The following is a 19,065-nucleotide window of genomic DNA, read 5'->3' as shown; positions in this document are numbered from 1 at the left end:
AGCGACGAACGCACCGACATCACCGACCCTTCTTCTTATTCGAAGTAAACGTCCGCGCATAAAACCCCGGCGGCTTCTTCGCCACCCAGTCGATGAACGCGCGAATGGCGTCATCGCCCCGCAGCGCCTCCCACGTGTAGTAGGCGCGCAGCAATTCGCGTTCGGAAAAGGTCGCGTGGATCTTGCGATGGCAGATCTTGTGGATCGGGTATTGCTCCCTCCCCTTCAGCGATTTCGGGATCAGGTGATGCCGGTCGATGTTGACCGTGCCGAGCGGCCGGCCGCACAGCGGGCACGGGCTGTCCGCCGCGGGCGGCTCGGGGATGTCGGGAAAAAAGGGAACGGCGCGCCATGTTCCTGATATCAAGGCGGCCGCTCCCGTTTCAAAGCGCCTTTAGCCGCGTACGCGCGCCGCGATGGCGTCGCCGACCTCGACCGTCGTCGCCGTGCCGCCCAGGTCGCCCGTGCGCGGGCCGCTCTTCAGGACGTCTTCGATCGCCGCCACGATGGCGTCATGCGCCTCGCCGCAACGCGGGTCGGGGTCGGTGCCGGCGGCGAGGAATGCGAGCATCATCGCGCCCGACCAGATCATGGCGATGGGATTGGCGATGCCTTGGCCGGCGATGTCCGGCGCGGAGCCATGCACGGGTTCGAACAGCGACGGGAACGCGCGGTCCGGGTTCAGGTTGCCGGACGGCGCCAGGCCGATCGTGCCCGTGCAGGCCGGGCCGAGGTCGGACAGGATGTCGCCGAACAGGTTCGACGCCACGACGACGTCGAAGCGGTCGGGCTGCAGCACGAAGCGGGCGGTCAGGATGTCGATGTGCTGCTTGTCGACCGTCACCTGCGGGTAGTCGGCGTGGACGGCGTCCGCGCGGCCGTCCCACCACGGCATGCTGATGGCGATGCCGTTCGATTTCGTCGCGACGGTGAGGTGACGGCGCCGGCGCGCGTTGGCCAGTTCGAAGGCGTAGCGCAGCACGCGGTCGGTGCCGTGGCGCGTGAACACGGATTCCTGGATCACCAGTTCGCGCGCCGTGCCCGGGAACATCACGCCGCCGAGGTTCGTGTACTCGCCTTCCGTGTTTTCGCGCACGACGAAAAAGTCGATGTCGCCCGGCTTGCGGCCCGCCAGCGGACACGGCACGCCTTCGAACAGGCGTACCGGACGCAGGTTGATGTACTGGTCGAATTCGCGCCGGAACTTGAGCAGCGAGCCCCACAGCGAGATGTGGTCCGGCACGAGTGCCGGCCAGCCGACGGCGCCGAAATAGATGGCATCCATCCCGGACAATTGTTCCTTCCAGTCGGGCGGCATCATCTCGCCGTGCTGGATGTACCAGTCGCAACTGGCCCACGGAAAATGCGTGAACTCCAGGTGCAGGTTGAAGCGTTCGGCCGCGGCGGCCAAGACCTTCAAACCTTCCGGCAGGACTTCCTTGCCGATGCCGTCGCCGGCAATCGCGGCGATCTTGAAACGTCGTGTCATTGTTTTCTTTCTTGAATGGTGCGGCTCACACGGCCGGCGCCGCGACGACGAGGCGCGAGAAGCTTGCCACGCTGGCCGCGAACGAAAATGCGGCGGCGATCCCGAGCGCGAACCACGGTCCGCGCACGTGGGAGATGGTAAGGCAGAACGCGACGAGCGCGGCGCCCGTTGCCTGCCCCGTCAGGCGCGCGGTCGCGACCATCCCGCTCGCGCTGCCGCTGCGCGACGCCGGCGCGCTGCCCATGATCGCCTTCACGTTCGGCGCCTGGAAGAAGCCGAACCCGATGCCGCACACCGCCATGCGCCAGCCGATGTCGAGGGCGGATGGCGCCGCCGGCAAACGCATCATCGTGACCAGGCCGGCCGCGAGGATCATCAGGCCGATGCCGCCCAGTAAGCCCGGCGAATAGCGGTCGGAGAGCCGTCCGGCCACCGGCGCCATCACCCCGACGAGCACGGGCCACGGCGTCATCAGGAAGCCCGTCTCGACGGGCGAGCGGCCCAGCGTCGTCTCGAAGAAGAACGGCAGCGCGACGAAGGCGAGCGCCTGCGCGGCGAAGGTGCAGATGGCGGTCACGGTCGACAGCGCGAACAATGGCCGGCGGAACAGGTCGACCGGCAACAGCGGTGCCGGATGTCCGCGCTCGCGCCGCAGCAGCAGGCCGAAGAACACGAGCGCGACCAGCGCCTCGGGCAACAGCGTCTTCATGTCCACGCGGTGCGCGGCATCGCCCAGCGCCAGCACGGCCATCGAGAACGCGACGACGTTGTAGATGCCCGCGACACGGTCGACGCGGTGGGTGGCACGGCGCGTGTCCGGGAGTACTTTGCGCGCCATGAAAAACGCGACGATGCCGGGCAACACGTTAATGCCAAACAGCCATTGCCACGACGACGCAGCGAGAATGATGGACGCCAGGCTCGGCCCGAGCGCGAAGCCGATCGCGACGACGAGCGCGTTGTTGCCGAATCCGCGTCCGTGCAGCCGGGCCGGATACGTGGCGCGCAGCAGCGCCGTGTTGACGCCCATGATGGCGGCAGCGCCGAGCCCCTGGAACAGGCGCGCGACGATCAGCACGGGCAGCGACCACGCGAGCGCGCACGCGAGCGAGGCGAGCGTGAACAAGGCCATCCCGGCGACGTAGACGCGGCGGTAGCCGATGGTTTCACCCAGCGCCGCGATCGGCAGCAAGGTCGCGACCATCGCCAGTTGGTAGGCATTCACGATCCACACGGAATCGGCCGGCGTGGCGTGCAATTGCTCCGCCATTGCGGGCAGCGCGGTGTTGGCGATGGCGGTATCGAGCGCCGACATGCCCACGCCGAGCGCAAGGGCGAAGATGGCCCAGATGCGCGGGCCAGGCGGCAATCCGTCCTGTTCGAGAATTGTTGTATTGACTGTTGCTTGCATGCTCGATCCTGACGGCAAAGGATCGATTGTAGGCCTGTTGGACGAAGCCTGCAGGGCCGCCCTCGTTTGCATACGGCCCGTATTCACAGGCGAATTGGCAAACCGGCCGGGTTCGGCCGGTCCGCGCGAGGTCAGCAGCCGCCCGCTTTCACGCGTTCGACGGCTAGCCCGAACAGCGGCCGCAGCCGGGTGCCGACGACGTTGCCGATGACGCGGCGCCGAGCCACCGCCAGGTTTGCGCGATACGCGCGCCTCAGCAAGCCGCCGCGGCCAGCCGCCCCAGACGTGCACGGGCACGCGAATGGGGAATCGTCCGCAGTGCGTCCATGGCCTCGGCCAGGCGCGCCGGATCGGTCGCCCTGCCCGTGCCCGCATCCGCCTGCGCCGCGCCGACCGCCGCACCGAAACGGTCCAGCTGCGCCTGCACGTCGTCCGGACAGCCCGCCATGCGCGCGGCGACGCGGCAGGCCAGTCCGCAGGAATATGCGGCAAGTTGCCGTTCGTCCGCCTGGTCGCGCACGGCGGCGCCCAGCCGGGTGTCGCACAGCTTCGCGATCGCCAGCACGACGTATTGCAGCAGATCGTCGCCCTGGACGCGCATCGTGCGGAACGCCCGCGTCAGCAGGTAGTTGCCGCACATGACGGCGAATGCGGTCGCCCAGCGGCCGGTCGAACCGTGGCGGCCGCCCGGCACGCGTCCGGTGGCGGCCTGGTCCTGCATGGCGTGGGCCAGCGCGGCCAGTTCCAGACAGGCGGACACGGCCACGGCCTGCTCGTCCGGTTCGCGCCCGCCGATCCGGTACGACCAGTAGGCCAGGCTCTGGCGCAGCGTGCCCAGCGCATGGTTTTCGAACTGGAACGCGATCCGCGTCAGCAAGGGAAAGTCGCGGCCGGCCACCGTGTGCATGCCGCCGCGCACCGCGGCCAGGTACGCGGCATGGGGGCCGCGCGCGGGGGCGTCAGGGGCGGCGTCCGGATCGCCATAGCTGAACAGGCCGTGGCGCATCGTGTCCGCCAGCGCGCTGTGCTGGTCCGTCGTCGTTTGCAGCAGGCGCCACATGAAGGCATACGAACGCACGAAGCGGCGGCCGAGCTGGAAGCGGTCGCCGTAGCGCGCCTCCAGCATGCGGCCGTACTCCGCGAGCAAGGCCGGATCGTCCGCGCACAGGGCGCGGACCAGCACCTGCGCGGCGCAGCGCCCCGAGGCCAGCGCCGTGTGGATGCCTTCTCCCGTGAACGGGTCGACCAGTCCCGCCGCGTCGCCCGTCACCAGCGCGTTGCCGGCCGCGCAGCGCTGCGGGTCCATGCCGGAGTGCAGCGGCCCGCCGATCAGGCGCCCGACCTGGCGGATCGCCGCCATGCGCGGTTCGGCCCTGGCGAGGCGCTCGAGGAAGCCGGCCTGCAGGCGGCGCAGGTTGATCTCGCGGTCCGCGCTCTGGACGGGAAAGTAGCCGACGCCGATGTTGGCGCGCCCGCCCGCCAGCGGAAACACCCAGCCGTAGCCGGGCAGCGTGCGCGCGCCGTCGGCGTCCATCAGCGGCAGGTGGAGCTGGAAGGCGTCGGGCAACGCGGGCACGTTCTCGTAATAGCCGCGCAGCGCCTGCCCCGTCGTCTCGGGCGCATGGGGCGCGAAGCCGGCCAGCAGGCGCAGCTTGTCGGTGCCGCCGTCGGCCAGCACCACGTAGCGCGTGTCCACACCCAGGACCTCGTCCGCCGCGCCGGCAACGTCGGCCACATAGTGCACGCTGTCGATGCGGTCCGCGGCGCGGCCGAAGCCGGTCACGCGGCAGCCTTCGAACAGGTGCGCGCCCACGTCCTGCGCGCGCCGCATGACGAGCGTGTCCAGCTCGGTGCGCGGCACGACCAGCCCGTGCGCCTGGCCGGCGAAACGGGCGGCGGACGTTTCTTGCCGGTCGCCGTGCAGCCGGATCTCGACGCCGCCCACCGCGCGGCAGCCGGACAACCGGGTCAGCACGCCCATCGCGTCCAGCACGGCGATCGAGCCCATGCCCAGCCCGTCGCCGCAAGCCTTTTCGCGCGGCATGCGGCGCTTCTCGAACAGCGCCACGCGCCAGCCCTGCACGGCCAGATGATAGGCGGCCGACGCGCCGGACGGTCCGGCGCCCACCACGACCACGTCAAACCGCTGTCTCGTATTCATCGTATCGGCTCCAGGTGTGCAGTTCGGGACGCGCGAGGACCGCGCGTGCGGTGGCGGCGAGCGCGTCGACGGCGGCGCCGGGCGGCAGCATGTCCAGCGCCGCCACCGCGCGGGCGATGCGCGCGTGCGCCTGTCCCAGCGCATACGCAACGGCGGGGCCGGCGCGGACGAGCGCCAGCGCCTCGTCGCAGGCCGCGTCGGCCAGCGGCTCGCGGCCCAGCAGCGCGCGCAGGTGTGCCCGCCGCGGGTGGTGCGCCAGCGCATGGATGACCGGCAGCGTGACGACGCCCGCGCGGATGTCGGCACCGCGCGGCTTGCCGATCGCCGCTTCGTCCGCCACGATGTCGAGCACGTCGTCGACGATCTGGAACGCGATGCCGGTTTCCTGCGCATACGTGGCGAGGGCCGCGCACCGGCGCGCATCCGCCTGGGCGGCGTGGGCGCCCAGCTCGCAGGACAGGCGCCACAATGCCCCCGTCTTGCGGGCGATGGACGCGATATAGGTCGCTTCGTCGCGGTCGAGGTGGAACACGCCTTCCAGTTCGGCCATCTGGCCTTCCCATAACTCGTGCAGGGCCACGTCGACGAGGCGCGCGGCTTCGTGCCCCAGCCCGGCCAGCGCGCGCAGGGCGCACGCGGTCAGGAAGGTGCCGGCCAGCGCCGCGACCTGGTTGCCCCACAGCGCATTGCCGGTGGGCTGGCCGCGCCGCAGCACCGATTCGTCGATCACGTCGTCGTGCAGCAGCGACGCGGCGTGCAGCAGCTCGACCCCGGCCGCCGGCACCACGGCGTCGCGCGCGGCGCCGCCCGCCGCCTGCGCGCTCAGCAGCACGAGGACGGGCCGCAGGCGCTTGCCGCCCGCTTCGATCAGGCGCAGGCAGACCTCCCGCGTTTCCGCCCCGGCGCCGTCGCCCGCCAGCCGGCGCAGGCACCCCTCCACCTCGCGCATGGCGGCGGGCACGTCCGGTACGCATTCCCAGGGCGCGGCCGGGAGGGATTGCGGTTCTGGCGCTGATGTGCTGTCTGGCATCGGGACCTCCATTAAACGAACGGTTGACTCGGGCGGATCAGGGGAAGTCGACGTAATCGCCGCGGTAATCGGGCCGGCAGCGGCGGAACCGTCCGCCGATCAGGATCAGGCCGCGCCACAGGCCGTAGCGGCGCACCGCCATCTCCGCGTATTCGGAGCAGGACGGGATGAAACGGCATTTGCTGGCGCTCTCGCGGTGCAGGTGGCTGCGGATCCAGGAATGGCGATAGCAGCCGATCGCGCAGCGGATGATGCAGTCGCCGCGCGCAGGGAGCTCGGGCGGCGGCGCCTGTGCCGCGTCCATGCCGGGCGCGCGCCGCGGCCGGTAGCTGCGCTCGGGGGCGAAGCGCACGAGCAGGACGGTGACGACGTACAGCACGCACGTCACGGCCGTGCCCAGCCCCGCGAGCATCAGGCGGCGCCAGGCGGGTGGATGTGCGGATGCATGCATGGCCGCACCCGTGTCAGTTGCGCGCCGGCGCCGGGCCCAGCCACAGCGGGCTGGGCACGCCGGCGTCGCACTGGCGCAGCAAGAATTGGCCGATGCCCGCGCTGCCCGTCAACAGGCCGGGCGTGCGCTCATCGGCCGGTGTGCCGGCATGGCGCGCGAGCACGTGCCGCGCCGCCTGTCCGGCCAGGGCGCGGTCGGCAGGGTCGCCGGCCAGCAGCAGCAAGTCGGCATTCCCGGCCAGGCCATGGCACAGGCACAGCGCGCCGTCTGCGTCCAGCGCGGCGCGCACGGCCGCGCGCGTGGTCGCCAGCGCGGCAGCCAGCGCCGCCCGGTCGGCGGGCTCGGCGGCCGGCCCCAGCAGCGCGCGCGCCAGCGCGGCGCCGCCGGCGCCGTGGCACCAGGCGCAGGACGCCGTGGGCGCGAAGCGGCGCTGGCGCACGCTGCGGAAGTCCGGCCAGTTGCCTGCGCGCGCGTCGAAGCAGGCGTCTTCGTACGCCAGCGCGGCACGGGCCGCGGTCCGCCACGCAGGGTCGCCCGTCGCGGCGTACAAGGCGGCCAGCGCGCTCGCGATGCCGGAGGCGCCGTGCGCGAAGCCGGTCAGGGGCCGCATGCCGCGGGCGTTGACGGTGGCCCAGGTCCAGTACGCCGCGCCGCGCCGCGCCAGGCGCAGCAGCGCGGCGCCGTATTCCTGCGCGAGCCCGTCGGCATCGCCGGCGTCCGCGCCGAGCAGGCCGAGGACGACGCCGGCCACGCCGCCCAGCACGTCCGCATTGACGGCCTGGCGCGCCCGCCCCGCCAGCGCGCCGCGCAGGAGCACGGCGCGTGCCGCGAATTCGGGCCGGTCCAGCAAGGCCGCGCAGCGCGCGCTCACCCAGGCCGCGCCGGCCAGGCCGCTGTACAGTCCGATATCCGCATGGGACTCGGCCGCCGCGCAGGCATGGCGGAGCGCGCCCGCGGCCGTGGTGCGCAGGCGCGCCTCGCCGGTGACGGCGTACAGCTGCGCCAGGAACCAGGCGATGCCCGCCGTGCCATCGTACAGCGCCGGCCCCAGCGCGCCGTACGGGCGGCCGGCGCCGGCCAGGTGGCCGACCCAGCAGCAGCGGTCGGCGTGCCAGACGGCGTCCCCGGCGAGTTCGGCGCCGATGCGCGCGGCGGCCGTGAGCAGTCCGGGCCGCGGCGCCGGCGCGGGCGCGCGCGCGCGGCGGCCCGGACCGCGCGCCGCCGGCAGCACATAGGCGCCCTGCGAACCGGGGTTCAGGAACGGCTGCGCCAGCGCGACGCCGTGCGCCGCAAAACGGGCGCGCACCCGCTCCAGCCGGTGCGCCGGCGCGCCGGTCCGCGCATCGTCGGCACACAGCGCCCGTGCCAGCAGCGTGCAGCGGTCGCGGCCGAAGCTCGCGCCGCCGGGCGGCTGCTCGGCCAGGCCCAGTCCCGGCGCCAGCGCGTGCGTGTAGACTGGCACCGCCGTATCGAGCCAGGGCCGCATCCGCGCATGGATGCGCGCGAGCTCGCCCGCCAGCACGGGGAAATGCGCCTGGTCGAGATACAGCACGCAGGCGTCGGCCCGCCCATACGCGGTGCTGCGCGCCAGGACCTTGACCTGGAACGGCAGGCCGCTGTCCGCCAGCACGGCGGTCAGCGCGGCCAGCAGCGGCGCCGCACCGGCCGGGCTCACATGCCAGTACAGGCGCACGAGACGGCTGTCCGCGGCCCACGGCGGGCCCTCGACCAGATAAAAGCCGGGGCTCGCCGCGAACGTCCCGGACGACTGCCGCAGGTCGACGGCCGTGTCCGCCGTCCCCGCCGCCGGCCGCCACGCACCGGGCGGTGCATGCACCCGCAATCCGGCCTGGGCCGCATCGACGCCGCCGTCCGTGTGCTGCCGCGCCTGCCATCCGCCCTGCCACGCCGGCAGCGCGCGGTTGGCGCGCTCCAGTGCCGCGCGCAGGCGCAGCGCCGCGAGACCGTCGCGCGCCGTGTCGGCGCCGGACGCGAGGGGCAGCGGGCGGCCGTGGCAATAAAACTGGCGGTACAGCACGCCCGCCAGCAGGTCGATCCGCAGCGCGTCCATCCCGGGGCCATCGGGCAGGGGCGGGGCGATCGGCTCGCCGCGCCAGCGGATGGCGCCTGCGGCCGGTATCGACACGCAGCGCAGCGCGGCCAGCGTGTGGGCCGCATGGGGACAGGCGGGCGTCATGGCGGCACGCCCAGGAAATGCGCGGCGCCCTCTTCCGGACGGCGCAACAGGTTTTCGCACAACTGCACATGGCCGAGCGCGTGCGTGGTGAGCTGCGCCGCGCCCTGCATCTGTTCGTAGGCGAGTTGCAGCAGACGCGCCGCCGCGTAGCGCACGCAGGCATGCAGCTCGGCGGTCCGCGCGCTCCCCGCGAGCCGGCGCGCGGCCGCATACGCCGTGAAGAACGCACGCACCGCGTCCTGCAGGCCGGTGTGCGGGATGCCGGCCAGCGGCATGCAATCGGCCGGTTCGGCGCCGGCCGGCAGCGGCATGCTCTGCAGCCATGCGCTCATGTAGTCGGCCATGACGGCGCCCGCGTCCCAGGCGGGGTCGCCGGCCGTCGCCAGTTCCCAGTCGACGATCCGCAGCCGCCGGGGCCGCAGGTTGACGCAGCAATTGTCCAGGCGCAGGTCGGCATGAATCAGGCACGGGTGTTCCGTGCAGCGCGCGCGCCAGGTCGCGGCCAGCGCCTCCAGCATGCCGCACAGGCCGGCATTGCCTTGCACGACGCGCAGCAGGGAAACGCTGGCGGCGCTGCAGTTGGCCACGAAGCCGAGCATGGGCGTGACGAGGCAGAACGGCAGCGGATAAAAGCCGCCGTCCCCGCTGCCCGGCACGGCGTCCGGCGGCAACGCGCTGTGCAGCTGTCCCAGTTCGCGCCCCAGCCGCGCGGCCAGCGCGGGCACGAAGCGTCCGAGGCGCGCATGCAGGTCGCGCAGGTTCTCGCGGTCGGCCTGGCCCAGCACCAGCACCGCCGCGTGCGGGTCGTGGTCGACCAGGTCCGGCAGCAGCCGCGCCGCGTGGGCCGGGGCGAGCGCGCGGCGCAGCAGGCGGTACACGGCGGCCTCGTGCGCCAGGCCGGCGCCGTGTGCACGGTCGGCTCCGATCTTGACGAACAACCCGTTCCGTCCCGCGCCGTCGACGAGCACGTTCAGGTTACGGCGCGACCGGTCGCGCATGCGAAAGCTGCCGTCGACGATGGCCGCCGGCGCCAGCAGGCCGCGCGCGATCAGGTAACGCGTCACCGCGGCGTACGAATCGAGCGCAGCCGGGGCCGCATCATGGCGCGGCGATGCGGGCGGCGCGGATACGGTCCGGGCCGCGGTCTGGGCCGGCATCGTCAGAACCGGTTGTAGGGGCAGTCCGGGCTCGGGTCGCGCGGATTGCAGGTGAACGACAGCTGGGTGTCAGGGCAGTTCGCCACGGACGAGCCGCAACCGTCGCCCTGCGCCATCGCGAACATCTTGCGCATGCCCGGTGCGCCGGCCGCCCGCGCCGCGTTCTCGCGGTAGGTCGCACCGCCGAGGAAGCCTTCCGGCACCGTCCGCGTCGCGGTTTCCTGCACGGTGGCGCCCGGCTTCAGCCACGCGATGATCTGCCCGGACGGAAAGCGTTCGACGTCGATGACGGCATCCTTGGAGAACTCGTAATACCAGTTGAGGGTGTCGGTGGTGTACAAGCGGAAGTGGTGTTCACGCTCGCTGTTGCCGAGGAACTTGCCGATCAGCTTGATCACGCCGCCGTATCTGGCGGCGCGGTCGGCAAGCTCGTCCGTTTTGATTTCTCTGGGCTGGTTGTCGCCGGGTTGTTCCACGTCGTTCTCCTTCAGGCTGAGGTTGGGGCTGAGGTTGGGGAAGCGTCCGCCGGCTCTTGCGGATGCACGCACAGTTTTTCGAGCTGGATGCCGCTGCGGCCGACGATGTCCAGCACGGTCATGTCGCGGCCGGACACCTCGACCGTCTGGCGCGGACCGCCCGGCGCGACGGTGCGGCGCGCGACTTCGTTGCGGTCAGCGTCGTAGGCGACCAGGATGACGGCGCCCTGTCCGACCAGGGTCGCCCGCGCCATGTCGGCCGTGACCGGGAACGTGACCTCGAGGCCGCGCGGGCGGATCTCGAGTACGTGCGGACCGGGCGGCACGGTGGACTGGACGATGCGCTGCGGTTCGCCGTCGCGCGCCGTGAAGCGGAATCCCTCGTGTTCGAACTCGGGCGGCAGGACGGCATCCTTCTCGAACGACGCGAAGTCCACGCAGGTCTGCGGCGGCGGCGCGGGCGGGCAGAACGGCTGCACCGCGACGAGGGCCGCGTCGTCGAAACAGACGTCGGCCCCCAGCCGCACGCCGCCCTGCCCTTCGATGAAGACGGTGATGCCGTCGCCGCCGGCCGTGGCACGCACGCACAGCTGCGACCATTCGGGTCGCAGCATGCCGTCCATCCACACGATCCCGGACGAGGAAGGGTCGAGGCCGCCGTCCGGATCGATGCCGAGACGGGCCTTGGCGCCGCGCAGTTCCGGCGGCTGGTCGATCAGTTCGTCCACGTCGTCGAGGAGCACGGAGTCGCCGCCGGCCTGCTCGTTGAGGCTGTACCACACGGTGACCTGGTAATCCCAGCCGGGATTGGCGCCGATGCGCTGCATGACGCCAGCGCGCGTGTTGCCGAGGAAGCGGATGCGCTGGGCCCGGCCGCCATGGCGCACCGTCGCGTGCTCGGCCGTGAAGATGTCGACGTTCGGCGCCACCGGCACCGCCAGCGGCGTCAGGTCGGCGCTGCCCAGCAGGGTCGGGATGCGCGCCAGATAGGGCGACCAGGCATTCCCGACTTCGCCCAGCTGGTGGCGGCAGAAGCCTTCCTCGAATCCGGCGTTGCGCACGTCGACCACGGTGACGACGGTCGCCATCGTGCCGGGCGCGCCATCGTCGTCGATCACGGTGCAGGTGGCGCGATACGTGCCGCAATGGTGGTACACGTGCGAGGCCGTCGCGGTGCCCTGGCCGGCCGGCGCCTTGTGCGTCTCGTCGACGACGGCGCGGCGCGGGCCGCTGCAGTCGCCGAAATCCCAGAACGCCGCGTGCGTGTCCAGCCAGCCGGGGTCGGTGAAGTGCGCGCGCAGGGTCAGCACGCAGCAGGGATAGGCGTACAGCGGCGCCAGCGCGTCCACCACGGGCGGCATGTTCAGCACCGTGACGCGCGCCTTGCCGAACCCCGTCGCCCCGCCCTCGTCCTGCACGCGCAGGGTGATCGTGTACGTGCCGGCATCGCCCCACGCATGGGTGCCGCCGACCGTGCCCTTGCCGAGCGGCTCGTCGTGGGTTTCGACGACCGTGCCGGCCGACGGGCTCTGTTCGTCGCCCCAGTCCCACGTGGCCGTATGCGTTTCCAGCCATTGCACGTCGGTGAAGCTGCCGTCGACGTTCACGACCTCGCCTTCGTTGACCGTGCGGTCGGGCCCGGCCGACACCACGGGCGGCACGTTCCGCACGCGGATCTGCGCATAGTGCCGGCTCGTGTCGCCGCCCGGCTCGTTCACCGTGACCGCGACGCGGGCCACGTACACGCCGTGGCGGCCATAGACGTGCGTGACGGAGGCCGTGGCGGCCGTCGCGCCGTCGCCGAGGTCCCAGGCATAGGTCGCATGCGGATTCGGCGCGCCCGCGCCCAGCGTGACGGGACTGCCGCCGTCCACCGTGTACGGCCCGTGCGCGTTCGCGAACACGATGTCGGTGCCGGCGTACTTGCTGACGACGTTGAACATGGCCGCTAGCCTCCGATCAGCAAGCCATCGGGACTGATGGCGATGGGGTTCTCGAACACCGATTGCACGTCGCCGACCGTGCCCAGCGGCGACGGCCAGGCCTGCAGGCCGTCCACGGCGCCGCTCACCTCGTCGGTCACGAGCGCGCCGCCGATCGTCGACGCGATGTGCTTGATGATCTCGAGCACCACGATGCCGATCACGAGCCCGACCACGCCGCCGCTCAGGAAGCCCAGCAGCAGGCCGAGTATCCACGCCAGCGTGGACAAATGAATGTCGGGATCGTGCACGTCCGGCTTGAGCTTCTGCGCGCCGGCGGCGTCGGGCGGCAGCCATTCGAGGCCGACGTCGACGTCGTAGCCGGCATCGACGTCGATGCTGCCCAGGATGGCGTCGATGACGGTCACGTCGCCGGAGAAGTGGAGGAAATTCGTCAGCGACGGGTGCAGGCTCTTGAGGCGGACGTCGTGCCCGTCCACGTGCAGCACGACCGGCAGCGACGGGAATTTATCGTCGATGGCTTGCTGGATCATGGCCAGCGTGCGCGCCGCGCTGATCGCGATCGCGAACGAGCGCCCGGCCGGCACGAAGTTGTCGAGCAGGGTGATGTCGGCCCCGGGACTGGTGTTGATGGCGATCGCCAGCGCATCGGGCGAGGCCCGCACGGCCACGTCGTTCAGCGCGACGGGCGGCGCCGCATTGCCCGGCCAGACTTCGAACGGGGGGCGTGCGGCCAGGTTGTCGTGGAGGGCCGTGGCGATGAATGCCTGGATCTCGAGCGTGTTCGGAAAGGCGAAGGAAAACGGCACGAGTTTCGACACGAACAGGGTTTTCACCTGGCTCTGCAGGTTCGTCGCGAGCAGGGTGTCGAGGTTGCCGAACGAGCTCACGAGCGTCCGGTTCGCGATGTAGTTGGGCCCCTCGTCGCCGTAGTCCGGGCCGGCCGGCGCCAGGTTGCGCACCGTGACGTCGGCCTTGCTCAGGCCGACGGACACCGGGCCCGCCAGCTGCAGGTCGGTACTGGTCAGCACGACCTGGGCCTCGATGCCCATGAACGGGTGCAGGTCCGGTGCGATCGGGATCGTCTTGGTCAGGTTGGAGAGGCGCAGGTGGATCGGGATCGCGACTTCCAGCTGCTGGGCGCCGCCCACCATCACGAGCGCCGTCTGGATCCGGTGCGCCGGATTGGCGGGGTCGTCGTACAGGTCGAAGTCGGCATCGAACGTGTACGCGATCATGCTCTGGTGCGGCTGGCTGATGTGGTGCGGGAAGAATGCGCCGTCGAGCTCGTACATCTGGTGCACGAAGTCGGCGATGTAGGCCGCGAGGTTGGCCGTGACCGGATTCCCGCCCGGCAGCGTGACGCTGCCCGGATCGGCCGGCCCCATTGCGCCGAACAGCAGGGCGACGTCCTTCTGGCCGGGAATGGAACCGAGCGGGATCTCGACGGACGCCGTGGCGCTGAACGCGATCAGCGCGGCCGACGGCACCGGCGGGTCCTGCAGCTGGATCTGGATATCGAGCCCGAACCCGAAGCGCAGTGCGCTGGGCGGGGACGGCTGCACGTCCAGGCCGGCCAGCGGCAGCTGGACCTGCCCGCCCTGCACCATGAAGCCGCCGAACGCGCCGGGCGGGATATCGACGTTCTTCGGAAACAGGTCGGTGTTCGCCCATGCGGCCTGCAGCATGTTCAGCAGGGCAGCCGGCGTCAGCTCGGCGACGACCTCGAAACCGCGTGTGTTGGCCATGGCATTGTCCTCGCGCTCATGCCACGGATCAGTTGGCGCCGTGCAGGCGGGCGCGCACGCGTGTGAGCGGCATCGGCCCGGTCTCGCCGCGGCGGATGCGCTCGTACACGTCGGCGCGGGCGAACGGCGGCCTGCTGTGCTGGATCGTGCGGTATTCGATCAGGGCGTCGATATGCGGATGGCGCCCGCGGCATTGCTCGAGCAGTGCGTCGACGTCGTCCGCGGCGTCGCCCGGTACGCCGGCCAGCGTGGCGAGGTGCGTGCGCAGATCGGCTTCCGCTTCGGCCTTGGCTTCAGCTTCATCTTCCGGCGGCAATGGCAGCCCGGCGGCGCGCAGCGTGTCGCGCAGTTCGGCCAGGCGGCGTGCCGCCTGCTCGCCGAAACGGATGCGGTCCTCGAATTCCTGGCGGACCTCGGCGGCCACGTCGAATCCGATATCGCGCAGTGCCGCGAGCGGATTGGCCATGGCCGCCAGCAGCAGCGCGGGATCGCGATTCAGCCGGGCCAGGATGGTCGTGATCTGTTCCTGCGCTTCGCGCCAGGAGTGCAGGACGTGCGGATGATCGACCATGAACACTCCTTGTGGAAATGGCTGACTTGAAATAGCCAGCCAATCGACAAATAAGCGGAAACATCGGTTCAAGCTCGATTCACTATATCCTCCCGATCCGGAATTGCGAGCATATTTTTATTGATTGATTTCAGACCAAAACAAGCTTTTATTAAAACACTTGCCTAATGAATCTTTGCGTTTCTGTGAATGAACAGAATTTGAACAATTGAAAAACAAAAAAGCCGCGTACTCATTACAAGTACGCGGCTTTCGNAACCAGGGACCTGCGGATTAACAGTCCGTCGCTCTACCGACTGAGCTATCAGGGAATTGAGGCCGCATTATAACGGCTCAGCCTTGCGGCATCAAGAGCGCGTGTTGCGACGCCGTGTGGAAATCGCGCCAGACGCGGTTGATGTCGCTGTCCGCGCGCGCCGCGAAGAGGCCGCAGTACGGATACAGCGTGTCGACGGCATGGCGCGACGCCGCCACCCATTCCTGCGCCAGCGCCTGCATCTGCGCGGCCTGTTCGCCGGCGACCTTGCCGCCCGCCGCGACGTCGGCCCAGCACGCATCGAGCAGCGCATAGAAACGGCCGCGCACGTCAGCCAGGCGGCCGCGCGCGCCATCCAGCGCGGCGCGCACGGCCGGCACCTCGATCAGCGGCTCGTCCTGTCCGCCGAAGCGGTTGCGCCGGCGCGCGATGCAGTCGGCGGCGAGGTCGACGAAGTGCGCCGCCATGCCGGCCACGTTCGCCGCCAGCGTGACGAAGGCGAACGGCAGGAACGGGAAGCGGTACAGCGGCCCTTGCGCGCACGCGGCGGCCGGGTCGATGACGAAGCCGTGGTCGGCATGGACCCACGCGGCGCGGATGCGGTAGGCGTGCGACGCGGTCGCGCGCAGTCCGATGCTGCGCCAGCGCGGCACGATCTCGACGATGTCCCCGGGCACGACGAAGGCCAGCATGCGCGGCTGGCCGTCCGCGTCCAGCAACGGCGCGCCGTTCGCGCGCAGGTACGCGTTGAACGTGAAGTGGGTCGCCATCGGCGCGCCGCTCGCGTAGTCCCATTCGCCGTCGATGCGCCAGCCGTCGCCCTCGCGGTCGGCGTGGCCGGTCGGGGCGCCGCTGCCGGCGAGGCAGGCGCGCGGCGTGGCCAGGATGGCGCGCGCCAGGTGCGGCGGCAGGAAACCGGCGAACCAGCCGGCGCCGGCGCACAGGGTGACGGTCCAGCCGACGCTGCCGTCGATGCGCGCGATCGCTTCTTCCAGGCGCACGACGTCAGGCAGCGGCCGCTCTTCCCCGCCGACGGCGCGCGGCGCCAGCATGCGCAGCCAGCCGCGGCGGTGGATGAGGGCCTGGTGGACCGGATGCAGCCAGCCGTGCGTATCGGCGGTGGCGGCATGGCGGGCGATGCGGGCGGCGTCGCGCGCAGGAAGTGGAGACAAGATGGACATCGTGACGGGCGCGGAAGTGGAAAAAGGCCGCGCATCGATCACATGCGTACGCGGCTTTGCGGATTCTAGCGCCCCGGCACGGGGTCGGACCACATGAGATTGCCCACGCTCAGGGCGCCACCTGCCAGTTGGCGTATTCGGCCAGGTAAGGTTCGCCGCTCCGGCCGTCGCGATAGGCCGTCGGCGCGCCGCCGATGGTCGTCGGATTCCACGGCCCCGAACCGAACGCGATGTGCTCGCCCAGCACCGAGTTCCGGACGATCATCTTGCCGATGGCACCCGGGCCGTCGTCCCACTGGCGCGCCAGGAACACGCTGGCGGGCTGCGTCGCGGCATCGGCCAGGAAGACGCAGCCGTCGAACAGGAAGCCGTAGGGTTGCGACGCCAGCGTGGACGGCGCGGCGATGTAGCCGCCGGCCGGCTTGCGCACGCCGGTATAGCGCACCGCCACACCCTCGAACACGCCGACGCCGGGACCGAAGATGAAGTCGACGTCGCCGCCGATCTCGCCGCCCGTGAAATAGCTGCGCTTGCCGCTGTTGGACAGGTACAGCGTGTCCTGTTTGCTCAGCAGCCGGGTGTTGTCGAACTGGACGCGGTCGGCCTTGTCGATCATGACGGCCAGCGCCTGCCCGTTGCCCGCGTCCGTGTTCTGGAACGTCAGGTTCGCGGCCTGGAACCCGTTGTTGCGCACGCGGATCGCCGTCGAGCATTCCTTGCCGACCGCCGTCGTCTTGCGCGAACACGCCTTGTACAGCGCGGCGGCATCGCCGTTGCCCGCATACGTCGCGGCGCTCACCAGCGCGTTGTAGCTCGCGCCCGGGCTGTTCTGGTTCAGGGGGCTGGTCACCACGACCCTGGACGCGTCGGCCTCCGTGCTGTACAGGGTGACCGGCGTGGCGGTGTTGGCCACGACCAGCAGCTCCGGGTAGGTGCCCGGCATGACGCGGATGGCGACGCGCTCCTTCGTCACGGTGCTCGCGGCGTTCAGGGCCGCCTGGATGGTGGTGAAGTTGCCGCTGCCGTCCGGCGCGACCGTGAAGTCCGGCACGATCCTGCTCGTGTCGATGTGGCCGCCATTCACCGCATGCGGCGCCCACGCGTCGGCGCCGGCAAGCGCCCTGGCGACCGTGTAGCCGGCGGCCTGCGCGTCGCTCAGGAACGGGCGCCTGGCGTTGGCGACCGCGTCCGGGTCGATGGCGAGCCTGCCGGCGCCGGAATAGGTCAGGTTGTGCAGCTTCAGGGCCGCGGCCGACGTGGCGCGCTTGTACGGATAGGTCGGCGTCCAGCCCAGCTCGTTGGTATAGGGGGCGACCGTGAAGTGGCTCGCCGCGGCCGCGGCGGTGGCCTTGGTCCAGTTGGCTTCCAGGGCGGCCCCGGCGGCCGCTTCGAGGTCGGCGGACGCGTGTGCGCCGTTGATCCAGGAACCAACGTCCTTGAACTGGTAGCCGTTCGCATTCGCGATGACCCGGGACGCGGTGGCGTTCGGCCCGCTGATCTCGAAGACGTTACCTTCGGACAGGATCTTCGATTCGGCGCCCATGCCGATGAAATAGCTGAGCCGGTAATCCGCGGCGGCGGTGTCGCCCTTGTAGTAGTTGTTGTAGACGTGGATGCGGCCGAAGCGGGCGCGCGGCGCGCGCTGCACGGAGTTTTCCCAGACATCATTGCTGAACGTGAGGTGGTTGTAGTCACGCTCCTTGTAGCCGTTCTGGTCGCCCGAACCGCCCACCATATTGGTCTTGTCGTGGTTCCGGAAGACCGTGTACGAGATGGTGACGTAGTCCGAGCTGTCCTCGATGTCGATCAGGCCGTCGTGCCGCTGCACTTCGCTGGTGACGCCGTTGATCGTCACGACCTCGGCCGAATCGAAGTGCGCGCCGTCGCTCAGCGTGCAATGGTCGATCCACAGCTGCTTGCCGGTCACGACCGAGATCGCCTTGTAGCTGGAATTCCACTCCTTGCCGTTCCAGTTGGCGGTGAGGTCCTGCGGCGCCTGGAATTCCAGGTTGCGGATGACGATGTTCCTGGTCGCATTGACGGAGAAGTAGCCGTCGATCAGCTTCGCGTCCGTGCCCACGCCGAGGATCGTCGTGTTGGAGGGGATGATGGCCTGGATCTGCGCCTTCTGGTAGCGGCGCAGCGTGCTGCCCGCCGAGCTCAGCGCCGAGATCCGGGCACGCTGTGCGATGGCCGCGGCGTCGCCCTGCGCCACCCTGGCGTTCAGCGCCGCCATGTAGGCCGTGTCCAGGCTTTGCAGGTAGAGGTTCCAGTCCCACTTGGCCGCGGTGGCATTGAGCGTCTTGTAGTAGGCCTCGTCGGCCCGCCTGCCGTTGCCGAGGTCGGTACCGTAGATGGTGCCGGCGACGTAGACGATCTTCGGTTCCGCCTTGGCCGCCGCCGGATTCAGTGCGTAGGTGGGACTGTTGACGTTGGCCAGCGCGGCGTTCAGCTCCGCCCAGTCATGGACGACATACACGTTGCTGGCCGGCGCGCCCGCGCCGCCCGTCGTGCCCGCGCCCTGCGAGGCCCAGCCGCTGACCGTCGTGGACTGCACCGGCATGTGCGGGATCGCCGGGGTGGCGGGTGTGGCGGGCGTTGCCGGCGTACCCGGTCCGCCCGGCGTGGCCGGGGTGGCGGGGGTGGCGGGCGTCGCCGCCTGGACGGTGGACATGCTGGCCGCCGTCACCGCCTGCGCGCCGCGGCTCTCCGGTTCGCCGCCGCCGCACCCCTGCATCAGCATCGCGACGGCGAGCGCGCCGACGCCCGCCCCGCGCACCTGCCAACCTCGCTCGAACCCGATCGACTGCATCTCCATCTCGTCTCCTCATCGTTGGTATTGGTCGAGCCAGTTTAGCTGCGGTCGGACCAAAGATGAGAAAAGTGACTAAAAAACGTAATGCCGTCAGTTGGATTTCACAATGTCGGCATGCGCATCGCGCAGCACGGCGCCGGAAATAGAAAAGGCCGCTTCTGCAAAGAAGCGGCCTTTCG

Annotated in this window: 14 protein-coding genes; all 14 read right to left on the bottom strand. The window is 70.6% G+C overall.

All coding sequences use genetic code 11. The features are described 5' to 3' along the window. Nucleotides 1-19: 19 nt before the first annotated feature. The 14 genes from ASC93_RS12245 to ASC93_RS12180 all read right to left on the bottom strand — a co-directional run bounded on the left by ASC93_RS12245 (nucleotide 20) and on the right by ASC93_RS12180 (nucleotide 18,889). Nucleotides 20-367 (bottom strand): HNH endonuclease, encoded by a 348-nt coding sequence (locus tag ASC93_RS12245; protein WP_229412694.1) that lies wholly within the window; start codon nucleotides 365-367, stop codon nucleotides 20-22. A gap of 27 nt (nucleotides 368-394) precedes the next feature. Further along, entirely contained in the window at nucleotides 395-1,489 is a 1,095-nt protein-coding gene (locus ASC93_RS12240; RefSeq protein WP_056441880.1) for a tartrate dehydrogenase, read from the bottom strand. A gap of 25 nt (nucleotides 1,490-1,514) precedes the next feature. Beyond that, entirely contained in the window at nucleotides 1,515-2,900 is a 1,386-nt protein-coding gene (locus ASC93_RS12235) for an MFS transporter (protein ID WP_056441878.1), read from the bottom strand. 253 nt (nucleotides 2,901-3,153) lie between these two features. Then, nucleotides 3,154-5,061: a geranylgeranyl reductase family protein gene (locus ASC93_RS12230; RefSeq protein WP_162251864.1), complete on the bottom strand. Its 1,908-nt coding sequence runs from the start codon at nucleotides 5,059-5,061 to the stop codon at nucleotides 3,154-3,156. After that, a complete protein-coding gene (locus tag ASC93_RS12225) occupies nucleotides 5,039-6,091 on the bottom strand; it encodes a polyprenyl synthetase family protein (protein WP_162251863.1) in 1,053 nt (350 codons plus the stop codon). Before ASC93_RS12225 ends, ASC93_RS12230 begins: the two co-directional genes overlap by 23 nt. A gap of 37 nt (nucleotides 6,092-6,128) precedes the next feature. Continuing rightward, nucleotides 6,129-6,542, bottom strand: a complete 414-nt coding sequence (yidD, locus tag ASC93_RS12220) for a membrane protein insertion efficiency factor YidD (RefSeq protein ID WP_082547964.1) — start codon at nucleotides 6,540-6,542, stop codon at nucleotides 6,129-6,131. A gap of 13 nt (nucleotides 6,543-6,555) precedes the next feature. Next, a complete protein-coding gene (locus tag ASC93_RS12215; RefSeq protein ID WP_056441864.1) occupies nucleotides 6,556-8,739 on the bottom strand; it encodes a lanthionine synthetase LanC family protein in 2,184 nt (727 codons plus the stop codon). Then, on the bottom strand, nucleotides 8,736-9,896 hold the full coding sequence (locus tag ASC93_RS12210; protein ID WP_056441862.1) for a phosphotransferase: 1,161 nt from the start codon (nucleotides 9,894-9,896) through the stop codon (nucleotides 8,736-8,738). Before ASC93_RS12210 ends, ASC93_RS12215 begins: the two co-directional genes overlap by 4 nt. 2 nt (nucleotides 9,897-9,898) lie before the next feature. Further along, the gene (locus ASC93_RS12205; protein ID WP_056441859.1) at nucleotides 9,899-10,372 is read right to left on the bottom strand and encodes a hypothetical protein; all 474 of its coding nucleotides are present in this window, start codon (nucleotides 10,370-10,372) and stop codon (nucleotides 9,899-9,901) included. An 11-nt stretch (nucleotides 10,373-10,383) separates the two neighbouring features. Next, a complete protein-coding gene (locus tag ASC93_RS12200) occupies nucleotides 10,384-12,315 on the bottom strand; it encodes a PKD domain-containing protein (protein ID WP_056441856.1) in 1,932 nt (643 codons plus the stop codon). 5 nt (nucleotides 12,316-12,320) lie between these two features. Continuing rightward, nucleotides 12,321-14,063, bottom strand: coding sequence for a hypothetical protein (locus tag ASC93_RS31415; protein WP_056441853.1), 1,743 nt, complete (start codon nucleotides 14,061-14,063; stop codon nucleotides 12,321-12,323). 28 nt (nucleotides 14,064-14,091) lie between these two features. Beyond that, a complete protein-coding gene (locus ASC93_RS12190) occupies nucleotides 14,092-14,634 on the bottom strand; it encodes a hypothetical protein (RefSeq protein WP_056441850.1) in 543 nt (180 codons plus the stop codon). Nucleotides 14,635-14,967: 333 nt separating this feature from the next. Then, nucleotides 14,968-16,071, bottom strand: a complete 1,104-nt coding sequence (locus ASC93_RS12185) for an acyl-CoA dehydrogenase (RefSeq protein ID WP_056441847.1) — start codon at nucleotides 16,069-16,071, stop codon at nucleotides 14,968-14,970. A 109-nt stretch (nucleotides 16,072-16,180) separates the two neighbouring features. Further along, nucleotides 16,181-18,889: a pectinesterase family protein gene (locus ASC93_RS12180; protein WP_056441845.1), complete on the bottom strand. Its 2,709-nt coding sequence runs from the start codon at nucleotides 18,887-18,889 to the stop codon at nucleotides 16,181-16,183. Between the last annotated feature and the right edge of the window lie 176 nt (nucleotides 18,890-19,065).

This window comes from Massilia sp. Root335 (assembly GCF_001425685.1).
Taxonomy (GTDB): Bacteria; Pseudomonadota; Gammaproteobacteria; order Burkholderiales; family Burkholderiaceae_D; genus Telluria; species Telluria luteola.
The sequence above is the reverse complement of the archived record's forward strand: the minus strand, read 5'-3'. Positions and strand labels throughout refer to the sequence as shown.